Raw genomic sequence first — 14,560 nt, forward strand, 5'->3', positions numbered from 1 at the left:
CCCGGAAAGCATCACCATGGCCAATTTCAGTAAGCCGGCGTCCTCGGGACGTCCCGCCAAGAAGTACAACACCGGCGCCCCCAAGACGGGCAGCCGCAGCGAGGGGCACCGCGGATTCCACGGCGACGCCGCGCCCGTGAAGAAGCGCTGGACCCAGGATGACCGCGCCGCTCGCACCGGCGACCGTCCCGCATCCGGCGACCGCCGTCCGAACTGGACGCCGACCAACGACCGTCCCGCCTATGGTGACCGTCCGCAGCGTACGGAGCGTCCGTCGTACGGAGATCGTCCGCAGCGTACCGAGCGTCCGTCGTACAATAATGACCGTCCGGCCCGTCCCGCGTATGGCGATCGTCCGCAGCGTACCGAGCGTCCGTCGTATGGGGACCGGACCCAGCGGCCGTCCTATAACGACCGCCCGGCGCGGACCGACCGTCCGGCGTACAACGACCGCCCTGCTCGTACTGACCGTCCGGCGTACAACGACCGCCCTGCTCGTACCGACCGTCCGGCCTACAACGACCGGCCCGCTCGTCCCGCCTATGGCGACCGCCCCGCCTATAACGACCGTCCCGCTCGGACGGAGCGTCCGTCGTACAACGATCGTCCGGCTCGGACCGACCGTCCCTCGTACAACGACCGGCCTGCTCGTACTGACCGTCCGGCCTACAACGATCGTCCCGCTCGGACGGAGCGTCCGTCGTACAACGACCGCCCGGCACGGACGGAGCGTCCCTCGTACAACGACCGCCCGCAGCGCTCCTTCGAGGACCGCGCGCCCCGCAGGGACAGCGCGCCTCACCGGGACAGCGACTTCTACCCGAACCGCGACACGAAGTCGTCCTTCACCCCGCACGAGGACGTTGTCCTCGAGCGCCTCGAGGCCGAGGTGATCACGGCCGGCGAGGTCGACGGCAAGACCTGGGGCGACCTCGGCATCGGCGACAACATGACCCGCCAGCTCATCGCCATGGGCGCGGTCGAGCCCTTCCCGATCCAGGCCGCGACCATCCCCGACGTCCTTGCCGGCAAGGATGTCCTCGGCCGCGGCAAGACCGGCTCCGGCAAGACCATCGCCTTCGGCGCGCCGCTCGTCGAGCGGCTCATGGAGAACATGGGCGGCGCGGGCCGCAAGCCGGGCCGCAAGCCCCGCGCGCTCATCCTCGCCCCCACCCGCGAGCTCGCCATGCAGATCGACCGCACCGTGCAGCCCATCGCCCGCAGCGTCGGACTGTTCACCACGACCATCGTCGGCGGCGTCCCGCAGTACAAGCAGGTCTCGACCCTCCAGCGCGGCGTCGACATCGTCATCGCGACCCCCGGCCGGGTCGAGGACCTCATCGAGCAGGGGCGTCTCGACCTGAGCGAGGTCTTCGTGACCGTGCTCGACGAGGCCGACCACATGTGCGACCTCGGCTTCCTCGAGCCGGTGCAGCGCATCCTCGAGGAGACCAAGCAGGGCGGCCAGAAGCTGCTGTTCTCGGCGACCCTCGACAAGGGTGTCGCCACCCTGGTCAAGCAGTACCTCAAGGACCCCGCCGTCCACGAGGTCGCCGGTGAGGACCAGGCGTCCTCGACGATCGACCACCGCGTGCTGCTCATCGAGCAGCGCGACAAGGGCCGCATCATCGAGGAGCTCGCCGGTGGTGAGGGCAAGACGCTGATCTTCGCCCGCACCCGCGCGTTCGCCGAGCAGCTCGCCGACCAGCTGGAGGACGCCGGCATCCCGGCGACCAGCCTGCACGGCGACCTGAACCAGTCGCGCCGCACCCGCAACCTGCAGCTCCTCACGAGCGGTCGGGTCAACGTGCTGGTGGCGACCGACGTCGCGGCCCGCGGCATCCACATCGACGACATCTCCCTGGTCATCCAGGCAGACGCCCCCGACGAGTACAAGACCTACCTCCACCGCTCGGGTCGCACCGGCCGCGCCGGCAAGGTCGGAACCGTGGTCACCCTGATCTCGCGGTCCCGCCGTCGTCGCATGGACGAGCTTCTCGGCCGCGCCGAGATCACGGCCTCCGTGATCCCCGCCGTTCCCGGCGACAGCGTGATCGAGGAGCTCGCCGCGCTGTAACAGCCGCCGACGAGATCACCGCACGAAGGCGCCTGCTCCCTCCGGGGCTAGGCGCCTTCGTCGTCGGACCGGCGCGGTATTTAATATTTGCTCACTCGAAGGGCCTTTGGGCGTAAGGTAAGGCAACGTCGATAGGGGTGTGACGATGACGTCGCAATATCGAGTTCTCGTCATCGATGATGACGCCGACGTCGCCGAGTACTGCCGTACGGTGCTCCAGAAGCGCGGCGGCTTCGAGGTGGTCACCCTCTCGGAACCCCTCCGGGCCCGGTCGGTGGTGCAGAGCTTCGAGCCGGACGTCGTCCTGACCGACATCGAGATGCCCGGCATCGACGGCCTGGCCCTCATCTCCGTGCTCCGCGATGTCAGGCCGGGGCTCCGAGTGGTCGTGATGACCGCTCACATCTCCGTGCAGTACGCCGTCGCGGCACTGCGCAACCAGGCGGACGAATTCCTGACCAAGCCGGTGGCATCCGAAGAACTGGTCGAGGTCGTGCAGCGGATGGCCGTGGAGGCGCGGTCGACGGTGCAACGGACGCCAGCCGTCGTTCTCGCGATCGGGGCGCATCCCGACGACGTCGAGATCGGCGTCGGCGGCATCCTCGCGGCCCATCGTGCGGGTGGCGACTCGATCGTGATCCTCACTCTCTCCCGTGGCAGCGTGGGCGGCCGGCCGGAGAGCCGGCAGGAGGAGTCGCTCGCCTCGGCGGAACTGCTCGGCGCGCGCCTCTTCCTTGAGGACCTGGTGGACACCGAGATCAGCAACACCGGCGCCACCGTCAGCATCATCGAACGGGTCGTCGCCGAGATCGGCCCGACGATCGTCTACACCCACAGCCACCACGACCGGCATCAGGATCATCGGGCCGTGCACGACGCCGCCATGGTCGCCACGCGGGGCGTCCCCACCGTCGGCTGCTATCAGAGCCCGTCGAGCACCGTCGACTTCCATCCCAATCGTTTTGTCAAGATCGACGGATTCACCGAGACAAAGCTGAGCGCCCTCCACTGCTTCGAGTCGCAGATCCACGTGCGCAGCTACCTCGAACCGGACTTCGTGCTCGCCACCGCTCGATACTGGTCCCGGTTCGGCGGGGGAACGAGCGCGGAACCGCTGGAGATCATCCGCGATTCCGTCGAGGTCGCGAGCAGTCCCACCGCGGACAGTCCGGCCGCGGGGATCGCCCCCACCCAGCAGAACGAGGGCTGACGATGACGAGAGTGCTCGTGACCGGCGCCGGCGGCCCGGCCGGGGTGGCGGTCATCCGTTCCCTGCTCCGCCGGAGCGATGTCGAGGTCTACGCGGCCGACATGGACGGATGGGCGAGCGGCCTGTATCTCCTTGCCGCAGGACACCGTCGTATCGTGCCTCCGGGAGCCGCTGACGAATTCGTGGACGACGTCATCCGTCGCTGCTCCGAGGACTGGATCGACGTTCTCTTCTCGACGGTGGACGCCGAGCTGCCGCCGCTCGCCGCCCGCCGCGACGAGCTGCGCGCGGTCTCCGGCACGCGTCTGGCCGCGCCATCGGCGGAGACGCTCGCCGTCGCACTGGACAAGTTCGCGCTCGCCGAGCGCTGCGCGTCCCGGCTGCGCGTCCCGGAGACGAGGCTGCTCGACACGACGGCAATCGCTCATCGGTGGACCTTCCCGGTGATCGTCAAACCGCGCAGCGGCTCCGGATCCCGCGGGGTCCGCCTGATCTCCTCGCGTGAGCAGCTGGAGGCGCTTCCGTTCGATGCCGGAACGATCGTGCAGGAGCATCTTCCCGGCGACGAGTTCTCCGTCGACGTGCTCGCGGATGCGCAAGGCTTGATCGTCGCCGCGGTCCCTCGCACCCGCACCAGGGTCGACTCCGGGGTCTCGATCGCCGGGAGAACCGTGCGCGATCCCGACCTGGAGGCGACCGCCGGTGCCGCGGCCTCGGCGATCGGTCTGGTCGGCGTGGCCAACGTGCAGTTGCGCTACGACTGCGACGGTCGCCCCGCGCTGCTCGAGGTGAACCCCCGCTTCCCGGGTGCGATGCCACTCACCATCGCAGCGGGTGTGGACATGCCATCGCTCGCCCTCGATCTCGCGCTCGGACTGCCACTGCCCGAACGGATCGACTTCGTCGAGCTGGCGAATGTGCGGTACCTCGAGGACATCTTCCTGAGCCCGGCCGAGGTGCTCCGCTCCGAGAACGCCGCGCATCTCGAGGGCGAGTAATGAGCCTGCCCGACCGGAACGGGCTTGCGACGGACTTCCATGTCCATTCGACCTTCTCGGACGACGCCGTGAGCACCCTCGCCGAGAACATCGCCGCCGGGGCGGAACGCGGACTCACCGAGCTTCGGCTGGTCGAGCATGTCCGGGGTTCGACGACCTGGGTCCCCGACTTCGTCTCCGCCGTCGCCGGGGAGCCGCGACCGGACGGCATTCTGCTGCGTACCGGGATCGAGGCGAAGCTCCTGGACGCGTCGGGCGCCCTCGACCTCCCCGCCGGACTGACCGGCGTCGATGCCGTGCTCATCGCCGACCACCAGTTCCCCGGCCCGGACGGGCCGTGGTCGCCGCGCGAGGCCCGGCAGAGGCTGGCTGCAGGCCTGTCGAGACAGGACGCCCTCGACCTTTTGATCGGGGCGATGATCGGCGCGATGTCGGCGGTCGAGTCCGGGCAGCTCGCCCACTGCTTCTCCATCCTCCCCAAGGTCGGTCTTGCGGAGGACGACCTCACCGACGACCATCTCGATCGCTGGGCGCAGACGGCCGCGGCCACGAACACGCTCGTCGAGGTCAACGAGAAGTGGGGATGCCCAGGTCCCCGCGTGCTGGCCGCCGCCGCCGCGGCCGGCGTCACCGTGGTCCCGGCGACCGACAGCCACCTGGCCGCGGAGGTTGGGCGATACCGTCGTGTTCCCCTCCTGCTCGCCGAGGCCGGGCTTCGATGACGCTCGAGGACTGGCTGGACGGGCTGCACATCGGTGTCGTCGTGCTTCTGCTGGCGCTCGTCGGGTTCGGGGTGATCCCGATCCTCTCCACCGCGTATCAGTTCTTCGTGATCCCCTTCCACTCGGTGCGCAACCACTACCGCCATGCCGGCCCCTACCTTCCCAGGGTCGCCGTGATCATTCCCGCCTGGAACGAGGGCCAGGTGATCGGGCCGAGCATCGATCGACTGATGGCGCTCGACTACCCGGCGGACCGCATCCGCATCTACGTCGTCGACGACGCGAGCACCGACAGCACGCCGGAGGTGGTGCGGGCGAAGGCCGAGCTCTATCCGGGCAGCGTGTTCCACCTCAGGCGGGCGACGGGGGGAGAGGGCAAGGCGCACACGCTCAACTACGGTCTTCGTGAGATCCTCCGCGACGACTGGATGCAGGCGACCCTTATCATGGACGCCGACGTGATCTATCTCCCGGATTCCCTGCGCAAGATGACCAGGCATCTGGCCGATGAGACCGTCGGTGCCGTGACGGCATACATCCGCGAGGGCAGCGCCGACAAGACCTACCTCACCCGCTTCATCGCCTTCGAATACGTGCTCGCCCAGCTCGCCGCCCGGCGCGCGCAGAACGTGACCGGCGCGCTGGCCTGCCTGGCCGGCGGCGCGCAGCTCCATTCGCGCAGGAACCTCGAGGACCTGGGCGGTCAGATCGACACGTCCACCCTCGCCGAGGACACCATCACCACCTTCGAGACGCAGTTGCGGGGCAGGCGGGCCGTCTTCGAGCCGAACGCGGTCGTGCTGGCGGAGGAGCCGCAGAGCATCCGGGCCCTGTGGAAGCAGCGTCTGCGCTGGGCGAGGGGCAACCTCCAGGTCACCGCCAGGTACCGCCGGTACTGGTTCCGTCCCGACCGCAACCGGCAGCTCGGCTCCCTCTCCTTCGGCCTCCAGTGGTTCAGCATCCTGCTCTTGCCCCAGGTGATGGTGCTGGCGCCGATCGGCTTCCTCGGCCTGTTCTTCCTTGACACCGGAATCGCCAACGCCGCGTTCCGCTCGACCTGGATCCTGGCGGCCTGCCTCTATGTCTACACCGTCATCTTCGCCCTGCAACTGGACGGTAAGGCCTCGGTGAGCAGCTGGCGCGAGGCGATCTTCGCTCCCGGCATCGTCTCCGTGCTCGTCATGGTGACCGCCTTCTTCCCCGGACTGCTCGAGACGAAGATCCCCGGGCTGTTCGGGCTGCGCCTGACCGTCGGTGGCCACATCGTCTGGACGATCTTCGTCTACATCTGGATCTCCATCGCCATGGTCGTGGCCAATGTGGCCAAGGCAATCGAGGGAACCAGAGTCGGTTTCCTGGTGCCCATCCTCATGTACCTGGTCGGCTACGGCCCCTTCCTCTGCGCCGTGACGGTCGACGCCTATTACAGGGAATTCAGGCATGCGGACTCGGTCTGGGAGAAGACGGAAAAGATCGGCAGGGTGCTGGGATGAGCAGATCGATCGTGCGCGAACCGGCGGGGTCGCAGGGCAAGACCAGACGCAGGCACGCGAAAGGCGTGCCACCGGTGGCCGCCGATCCGCGGCATCCGGGTGAGACCTTCCTGAACTGGGAGACGGACCGCGACCGCCGCGCCGAGTGGCTCCTCGTCCCCCGGGCGCTCATCGCCCTCGCCTTCGTCGTCGCCCTCGTGTTAGTCGGCCTGTGGGTCTCCCAATGACGGCGAACGGCGGGAGTCGGGCAGGCCTTCGCCTCGGCGAGAACTCGGCCGTGCTGTGGCATTCGCCAACGCTCCTCGCTTTCTGCGTCGCGCTCGTCGCCGTCTTCATCGCGCCGAAGGTGCACATGATGCATGCGGCCTCGATCTACTCCTCGATCGGGATCATGGCCCTGGCGACCGCGACGGCCGTCGCCTTCTCGCTGCGACCCCCGCCGAGCGCGCTCGCGGTGCTCGTCCCGTTCCTGTCCCTCCTGGCCATCGGGGTCTTCCGGGTGGGCACGGGAGGAACGGTGTCGCTGTTCACCCCGCTGCTCCTCCTGCCGGTGGTGTGGATAGCGGCGGCGCCGGGGCGCTGGTATATTGCGCTCGCCGTGGCTGGGACGTCGATCGCGCTCCTCATGCCGTACTTCCTCGGAGTGCTGAGCCCCGCCGTCCCCGGAGCCGAGGAGTTCTGGCGGGCGGTCTTCGCCCCCTTCGTCTACGGTCTGGGCGCGCTGACGGTCAACGAGCTGTCGCGTCGGCTGCGGCAGCAGATCGCCCGCGCGCGCGAAAGCGAGTGGCGGTTGCGACTCGCCGACCAGCTGACCCGGAGCGTGCTCGACGCCGTGACCGAGCAGTCGGTCATCGGAACCGATCTCGACGGCCTCATCGACGTCTGGAACCCAGGGGCGGCCCGGCTGCTCGGTCTTTCCCCCGGCGAGACGCAGGGGCGTCGTCACATCGGCGATTTCCACCTCGCGGAGGAGATCGATGCCCGCTCGGAAAGCCCGGCGGCGTCGCCCCTCTCCGTGCTCGTGGCGGGCGCGGGACCCGGCATGGCCGCCGTCAGGGAGTGGACCTACGTGAGGGCCGACGGTGGTCAGGTGCCGGTCGAGGTCTCGGCCACCTCCCGTCTGGGGGAGGACAGCGAGCCGATCGGCTACATCTTCGTCGCCTCGGACCTGACCCGGGTCCAGGAGGCGGCCAGGGTCAAGGACCAGTTCGTGGGCCTCATCACCCACGAACTGCGCACTCCTGTCGGATCTGTTCTCGGATACCTCGATCTGCTTCGCGACGACCCCCTCACCGACGACCAGCAGAGATACGTGCAGGTCGCCGAGCGGAACGCCAAACGCCTCCTGCACCTGGTGGGTGACCTGCTGTTCACCGCCCAGATCGAGGCGGGCAGTTTTCCTATCCAGCCAGACCGGGTCGATCTCAGTGCGGTGGTCGAGGCCGCGGTGGAATCCGGCACCCCGGCGGCCGTCACCGCGGGTGTCACGCTGACGGCCGCGCTGCCGGAGGCGACGGTGTTCATTCGCGGCGACGCCGTCCGCCTCGGCCAGGCCTGCGACAACCTCGTCTCGAATGCCATCAAGTTCACGCCGGCCGCGGGCGTCGTCACCGTCGGGCTGACGTTCGGTGGTGCGGTCGCCCGCATCTCGGTGAGGGACACCGGCATCGGCATTCCGCCCGGCGAACTGGACCAGCTGTTCGGCCGGTTCTTCCGGGCGTCCACTGCGATTCGCAACGCCGTTCCCGGTGTCGGCCTCGGCCTCGTGGTCACCAAGGCGATCGTCACGGCGCACGGGGGAACCATCGATGTGACGAGCGTCGAAGGCGTCGGCACCGTCTTCACGATGAACCTGCCTGCCGAGTAGGTTTCCGACGAGGCAGAGGCAGCCGTATGGCGAAGACGGATCCTCCGCCCACCGTGCTCGAGGCCGTGACCGTTCCTCCGTGTGCCTCGGCGAGCCGCCGAACGATCGAAAGCCCGAGCCCACTGCCGCCGGTCCGCCGGTTGCGCGACTTCTCGGCGCGCCAGAACCGATCGAAGACGTGGGGCAGATCGTCGGGCGCAATGCCGATCCCGGTGTCCGCCACCTCGATCACGAGCTCGTAGCTGTCTTCTCGCGCGCTGACGGTGACCGTCCCACCGGCTGGCGTGTGGCGGAGGGCGTTGGTGACGAGATTGTCGATCGCCTGGCGTAGTCGCAGCGGATCAGCGTCGACGACCGGATCGTCCATCGTCTCGACGGTGAAGGCGATGCCTTCGACCGCTGCATGGGCGCCGTGAGCGGTGCGCACCTGTGCGAGCAGGTCGGCAATGCGGACCGACTCGATGGCCAATCGCAGCTTGCCCGCGTCGGCCATCGCGAGATCCTGCAGGTCGTCGACGATATGCTGCAGCAGCAGGGCCTCCTCGAGCAGAGATGCGATGAGGGCGGGATCACGCTCGCTGAGCCCATCCTCGGCCGCTTCGAGCCAGCCGCGGATGTTGCTGAGCGGGGTGCGCAACTCATGGGCGATATCGCTGGTCATGGTGCGTCGCAGGGCCTCGTTGCCTGCCCGTGCCTCTGACATCTCGTTGAATGCGGCGCCGAGACGAGCGATCTCGTCGTCACCCTTCACCGTTACCCGGGATGCGATCTCCCCTCGTGCCATTCGCTGCGTCGCCCGCGTGAGAGCACGCAGCGGCCGAGTGAGCCGGGTGCTGGCGAGCACGGTCACGGCAACGGCCAGCAGCAGCACGCCCGCGGCGACCCCGGCGATGCGGATCTGGTTGCTGCGCGAAAGATCGAAAGTAGTCGCATCGGTGCCGCCGTTCGTTGTGACGTAGAGCAGCGCGGATGGCGCGACATACGGCGAGAGCTGAATCTTTCTGCTGGAAGCGAGGCAGTCCTGCACGGTCTGGTCGTCATCTCGGTCGGCCGACCCGGCGTCCGTCGAGGCGGACTGCGCGCCGCTCTCCGCCCAGGTGAAGTCGAGGCCGAGCTTCACCGGTCCGTCTCCGGCGCGGTTCAAGCACTCGTTCACCAGCGTCTGTAACGTATCGAGGGCGGCCGCCTCCGTCGGGGTCGGATTGTCCAGCTGTCGACCGCCGCAGCGGGAGTAGTCGTCGCTGAACGGGGTCGTCACCCGGATGCGCCCGCTCGGCAGCGCGGTGGCGATCGCGCTGTCGGCGCGTCTCTTCAGGCAGCCGATGACGATCTCCGCCTGGTCGGCGAGCTGGGTCTTCTCCGCGGACGTCAGCCGGAACGGGCCCACCGCATCCGGATCGATCCTGTCTGCGGGCGTGTCCGGCACGATGACCGGGTCGACCGCAAGCGGGTCGATGACCGCGGAGGCCCGCCGATCGTTGGATGCCGGAGCAGCGCGTGTCGCCAGCGTGATCGTGCGTCCGGTCTGTTTCTCCAGTTTCGTGACCGTCCCGTCGACGCCGCTCCAGTCGCGATGGCTGGCCGAGTAGGCCAGCAGGGTCGTGTAGATGCGGCTGTCGTCGGCGAGCACCTGGCTCTGTTCCTGGCGGATCCCGCGGGAGGCGGTGGTCGCGGCGAGCCAGGCGGTGGCGGCGATGGAACACACGGCGACGAGGATGGACACCGCGAGCATCCGGACGAGGAGGCTACGGCGCATCGGCGGGAGTCCCCTCCGTGAGCTTGTAACCGACCCCGAACACGGTGACGAGATAGCGCGGATGCCGTGGATGCGGCTCGATCTTCTTGCGCACGTTCATCACGTGGACGTCGATCGTGCGAGTGGTGATGAAGCGGTCGAAACCGTGCATATGCTCGAGCAGCTGTTCCCGGCTGAAGACTCTCTCTGGCTCGGCGGCAAGAGTCTGGAGCAACCGGAATTCGCCCGGTGTGATCGTGACCGGCACGCCGTCGAGTTCAACCAGGTGGCGTAGCGGATCGACGGTCAGCGGGCCGATCCTCAGCAATGCTCCTGGCGCAGATGCCGCGGGTTCAGAGAGGCGTCGAAGGATGGCACGCACTCTGGCCGTCAGCTCTCGCGGACTGAACGGCTTGGTCATATAGTCGTCCGCGCCGAGGTCGAGGCCGAGCAACAGATCCTCCTCGGAGGAACGGGCGGTCAGCATGAGGATGGGAACGGTGGACTCGGCGCGCAGGATGCGAGCGACGTCCAGCCCGTCCACCACGGGCAGCATCAGGTCGAGCACGAGCAGGGCAGGCCGCAGGCGGCGTGCCTCATCGATGGCGCTGCGACCGTCGTGCACGAGGGTGACGGAGTGGTGCTCGTGCTCGAGGTAGCGGCGCATCAGCTCCGCCTGCTTCGGATCGTCCTCGGCGACCATGATGTGTGCGCACATGCGCTTGATCCTAGGCGGCGCCCGTGGTGCGGAACCGAGGATCACACGAGGTTCACCGTGCGCTGACAACTTCCTGACATCCCTCGGCGATGGTGGACGGCATGGAAAAGACTCAGCCCGGCGTCCGTCGCAGGACGATCGTCACGGTGGGCGTTGTTGTCCTCGTCCTCGTGGTGGCGGCACTTGCGACGACCGCGCTCGCGCTGCACGGCTCTTCGTCGCAGACGCCGGCACAGGCGGTGACTCTGAGCACCACCACAGTGAAGAAGACGGACCTCACCAACAGCCAGACCTTCTCCGGAACGCTCGGCTTCGGGTTGGTGCAGACGGTGAAGGGCGCGGGATCTGGCACCATCACGAAGCTGCCCGCTGCTGGCGACTCCGTCGCGCAGGGGGCCGCGCTCTACCGGGTCGATGACGTTCCTGTGCCCGTGTTCTTCGGGACGACACCGTTGTTCCGGTCGCTGGGGGCATCCGGTCTCAGAGGAGCGGATGTCGCGGTCGTGGCAGACAACCTGGCGGTTCTCGGTTTTGCAACCGGCATCCCGACCGCCGATCCGGCGAAGGCGGTCTGGACCGCGAGAGCCACCGCGGCGCTGAAGAGGTGGCAGACGGCGGCGGGCTTGGAGCCGACGGGAACGCTCGACGTCGGCCAGGTGCTCGTGCTTCCCGGCGCCGTGCGAGTGAACAGCGTGACCGCGCAGCTTGGCGACCCGGTGGCGAGCGACCTGCTCACGGTGACAGCGACCACGAAGGTGGTGACCGTTCCGGTCAAGGCCAGCGAGATCGCGAAGGTGGCGGTGGGCACGGAGGTGACCATCGTGCTGCCGGACAACGTCACGACGACCGGAAAGATCACGGCGATAGCGACTGTCGTCGACAGCAGCTCTGGCTCGGGCGGCGGTGATTCGCCGGCAGACGGGCCGCCGACGCTCACCGTGACGGCGGTGCCGAGCATCCCGGACGACGTGGCCGCACTCGACTATGCCTCGGTGCAGGTGGAGGTAACGACGGAGAGCCACCCGAACGTTCTCGCGGTGCCGATCGCCGCGCTGGTGGCGCTGCAGGAGGGGGGCTACGCACTGCAGTTGCCCAGCGGCACATTCGTCGCCGTGACGACGGGCATGTTCGCGCAGTCGCTCGTCGAGGTGAGCGGCAGCGGGATCACCGACGGCCTGAAGGTGGTGACCGCGCAGTGACGGTCCCGGTCCTCGAGCTGCGGGGCGTGAGCAAGCTCTATGCCGGCGACGTCGCCGCCCTCAGCGACGTCTCGCTCTCCATCGGTGCGGGCGAGCTGCTCGCCATCGTCGGGCCATCGGGCTCCGGCAAGTCGACCCTGCTCAACATCATGGGAACGCTCGACGACGCGAGCGCGGGCACCGTGCACATCGGCGGCCTGGATGTCGGGGAACTGCCCGATCGCCGCCTCTCGGCCCTTCGCGGCCGCCTGCTCGGTTTCGTCTTCCAGCAATTCCACCTCACCGACGGCCTCAGCGCGGTGGACAACGTCGCCACGGGCCTGCTTTATGCCGGATTCGCGCGCCGAGACCGACGGCCGATGGCCCTGGAGGCCCTCGACCGGGTGGGGCTCGCGCATCGCACCAATCACCTGCCGTCTCAGCTCTCCGGAGGGGAACGCCAGCGGGTGGCGATCGCCCGCGCCGTGGTGAACGCCCCGGCACTGCTGCTCGCCGACGAGCCGACCGGCGCGCTCGACACCGCAAACGGTGAGGCGGTGCTCGAGCTGCTGCTCGGTCTCAACCGCGATGGCACGACCATCGCGATCATCACCCACGATCGGGACATCGCGATGCGCCTGCCACGCCAGGTCGAGATCCGCGACGGCACCATCCGGCACGACACCGCGACCGGCGGGAGCCTGGGATGAGCGACCTCACACGGGTGACGGAGCCGGTGCGCCTGTCCCTCGGCGACGTGCTCCGCCTCGGCTTCCTCGGCATCAGCACCCGGAAGCTGCGAGCGGTGCTCTCCGCCCTCGGTATCTCGCTCGGCATCGCGACCATGATCATCGTCACCGGCATCCCGGCATCGAGTCAGGCCGCGCTCCTCGATCGGCTCACCGCGCTCGGCACGAACATCCTGCGCGCCGACCCGGTACCGCAGCAGGGCGACCCGCTGAAGCTGCCGGAGGATGCCCAGGGCATGGCGGCCCGGATCGGACCGGTCACCGCGGCGGCCGTTGTCGGCAACACCCACATGACCGTGCGCCGTTCGGACCTCGTCGATCCTCTCGACAGCGGCGGTCTCACGGTGCTCGCCGGCAGCCTCGACCTGCCCTCGGTGATCAACGCGCACGTGTACTCCGGCAGCTTTCTCACGACGGCGGGGTCGCATTTCCCCACGGTGGTGCTCGGCTCGGTCGCCGCCAGTCGCCTCGGCTTCAGCAGGATCGTGCCCGGGCAGCCCGCGCCGGAGGTGTACATCGGCGATACCTGGTTCACCGTGGTCGGTATCCTCGCGCCGATGCCGCTCGCCCAGGACATCGAACGCTCGGTCATCGTCGGCTGGGATGCCGCCAAGACCACTCTCGGCTTCGACGGGCACCCGACGGTGGTCTACGTGAAGGCGCAGGAGGACTCCATCGAGTCCGTGCGGGCCGTGCTCCCGGCAGCCCTGTATCCGCAGTCGCCCGGCCTCGTGCAGGTGAGCCTGCCCTCGGAGGCGCTCGCCGCCAAGAGGGCGACGGAGAGCAGCTTCTCCGGTCTGTTCCTCGGCCTTGCCGGCGTGGCGCTGCTGGTCGGGGGAGTGGGCATCGCCAACACGATGTTCATCTCCGTGCTGGAGCGCCGCGGCGAGATCGGGCTGAGGCGAGCGCTCGGCGCCACCCGAGGCCAGATCCGTGGGCAGTTTCTCGCCGAGGCCGTCGCGCTCTCCGGGCTGGGCGGTGCCGCCGGAATCGTGCTCGGCATCCTGATCACCGTCGGCTACGCGGCCTTCCAGGGATGGCCGCCCGTGATCCCGACCACCGCCGTCGTGCTCGGCATCGTCGGCGCGCTCGTCGTCGGCATGGTCGCCGGGCTGAACCCATCGATCCGCGCCGCCCGACTCACCCCCACCGAGGCCCTCGCCTCGGTCTGAATGAAAGGCACACACGATGACCCCTCGCAGGAGTCTGACAATCATCATGCTGATGGCGCTCGCAACGACTGGCTGCTCGACGCAGGCGCCGGGGCACGACGCGCCGGTTGCCACCTTGGTGACGCCGGACGAGAGGGTCCCGACCACGACACCGTCGCCGGATGCGGATGGCCGTCCGCGAGAACGCCTCGACATGAACGCGTCGGACCTTACTTTTCTCTACTCCCGCTACGACAGGTGCATGGCCGACCATGGGGTCACCGGTTTGGACGATTCCAGGCAGGGCAGCGTCCTCCCAGGGGAGGCGATTTCCCAAGACGCACTCGATGCCTGCGCGGCGCTGAAGCCCCTGCCTGCCTGGGAGAAGGATCGCAGCAATCCTCAGGCCGTCGATTTCGCCATCAAGGTCATCGACTGTCTGAGATCCAAAGGGGTGAGATACGTGGAGCTGTACAACGAGCCCACCAATCCGGTCGTGGGCGAGGTGTTCGGTGGTCCCCGTCACGACACCGAGTCGAACGTGCTCGGGCAGAAGTACATGCCGGTCTGTGAGCAACAGGTGTACAAGGAGGAGAACAAGTGACGGCACGGCAGACCGTCGCCGTGGTGATGCTGGCGGCAGTCGTGCTGGTCACCTCCGC

13 protein-coding genes are annotated in these 14,560 nt (G+C 68.4%); 11 read left to right on the forward strand and 2 right to left on the reverse strand.

Translation table 11 applies throughout. The features are described from left to right. The first annotated feature begins 16 nt into the window (after positions 1-16). The 7 genes from VGC18_RS15400 to VGC18_RS15430 all read left to right on the forward strand — a co-directional run bounded on the left by VGC18_RS15400 (position 17) and on the right by VGC18_RS15430 (position 8,367). Positions 17-2,077: a DEAD/DEAH box helicase gene (locus VGC18_RS15400; protein ID WP_331099022.1), complete on the forward strand. Its 2,061-nt coding sequence runs from the start codon at positions 17-19 to the stop codon at positions 2,075-2,077. A 145-nt stretch (positions 2,078-2,222) separates the two neighbouring features. Next, complete coding sequence (locus VGC18_RS15405) at positions 2,223-3,287, forward strand: response regulator (RefSeq protein WP_331098996.1); 1,065 nt, start codon at positions 2,223-2,225, stop codon at positions 3,285-3,287. Positions 3,288-3,289: 2 nt separating this feature from the next. Next, the gene (locus VGC18_RS15410; RefSeq protein ID WP_331098998.1) at positions 3,290-4,285 is read left to right on the forward strand and encodes an ATP-grasp domain-containing protein; all 996 of its coding nucleotides are present in this window, start codon (positions 3,290-3,292) and stop codon (positions 4,283-4,285) included. Continuing rightward, positions 4,285-5,007, forward strand: coding sequence for a histidinol-phosphatase (locus VGC18_RS15415; RefSeq protein WP_331099001.1), 723 nt, complete (start codon positions 4,285-4,287; stop codon positions 5,005-5,007). The genes VGC18_RS15410 and VGC18_RS15415 overlap by 1 nt, the downstream gene beginning before the upstream one ends. After that, positions 5,004-6,500, forward strand: a complete 1,497-nt coding sequence (locus VGC18_RS15420) for a glycosyltransferase (protein WP_331099003.1) — start codon at positions 5,004-5,006, stop codon at positions 6,498-6,500. Before VGC18_RS15415 ends, VGC18_RS15420 begins: the two co-directional genes overlap by 4 nt. Continuing rightward, entirely contained in the window at positions 6,497-6,727 is a 231-nt protein-coding gene (locus tag VGC18_RS15425) for a hypothetical protein (RefSeq protein WP_331099005.1), read from the forward strand. Before VGC18_RS15420 ends, VGC18_RS15425 begins: the two co-directional genes overlap by 4 nt. Beyond that, on the forward strand, positions 6,724-8,367 hold the full coding sequence (locus VGC18_RS15430) for a sensor histidine kinase (protein ID WP_331099007.1): 1,644 nt from the start codon (positions 6,724-6,726) through the stop codon (positions 8,365-8,367). Before VGC18_RS15425 ends, VGC18_RS15430 begins: the two co-directional genes overlap by 4 nt. Here VGC18_RS15430 and VGC18_RS15435 read toward each other — a convergent pair. Continuing rightward, positions 8,342-10,123 carry a HAMP domain-containing sensor histidine kinase gene (locus VGC18_RS15435; protein WP_331099009.1) on the reverse strand — a complete coding sequence of 594 codons (1,782 nt, stop codon included), beginning with the start codon at positions 10,121-10,123 and terminating at the stop codon, positions 8,342-8,344. The genes VGC18_RS15430 and VGC18_RS15435 overlap by 26 nt on opposite strands. After that, positions 10,113-10,820: a response regulator transcription factor gene (locus tag VGC18_RS15440; RefSeq protein ID WP_331099011.1), complete on the reverse strand. Its 708-nt coding sequence runs from the start codon at positions 10,818-10,820 to the stop codon at positions 10,113-10,115. Before VGC18_RS15440 ends, VGC18_RS15435 begins: the two co-directional genes overlap by 11 nt. A gap of 101 nt (positions 10,821-10,921) precedes the next feature. Here VGC18_RS15440 and VGC18_RS15445 point away from each other — a divergent pair, with 101 nt between their 5' ends. The 4 genes from VGC18_RS15445 to VGC18_RS15460 are packed head-to-tail and all read left to right on the forward strand — an operon-like array spanning position 10,922 to position 14,502. Beyond that, positions 10,922-12,019 (forward strand): hypothetical protein, encoded by a 1,098-nt coding sequence (locus VGC18_RS15445; protein WP_331099013.1) that lies wholly within the window; start codon positions 10,922-10,924, stop codon positions 12,017-12,019. Continuing rightward, positions 12,016-12,708 carry an ABC transporter ATP-binding protein gene (locus VGC18_RS15450; RefSeq protein ID WP_331099015.1) on the forward strand — a complete coding sequence of 231 codons (693 nt, stop codon included), beginning with the start codon at positions 12,016-12,018 and terminating at the stop codon, positions 12,706-12,708. Before VGC18_RS15445 ends, VGC18_RS15450 begins: the two co-directional genes overlap by 4 nt. Further along, on the forward strand, positions 12,705-13,919 hold the full coding sequence (locus tag VGC18_RS15455) for an ABC transporter permease (RefSeq protein ID WP_331099017.1): 1,215 nt from the start codon (positions 12,705-12,707) through the stop codon (positions 13,917-13,919). Before VGC18_RS15450 ends, VGC18_RS15455 begins: the two co-directional genes overlap by 4 nt. Before the next feature lie 52 nt (positions 13,920-13,971). Further along, positions 13,972-14,502, forward strand: a complete 531-nt coding sequence (locus VGC18_RS15460; protein WP_331099019.1) for a hypothetical protein — start codon at positions 13,972-13,974, stop codon at positions 14,500-14,502. Positions 14,503-14,560 lie beyond the last annotated feature (58 nt).

This window comes from Lacisediminihabitans sp., from assembly GCF_036404185.1.
Taxonomy (GTDB): domain Bacteria; phylum Actinomycetota; class Actinomycetes; order Actinomycetales; family Microbacteriaceae; genus Lacisediminihabitans.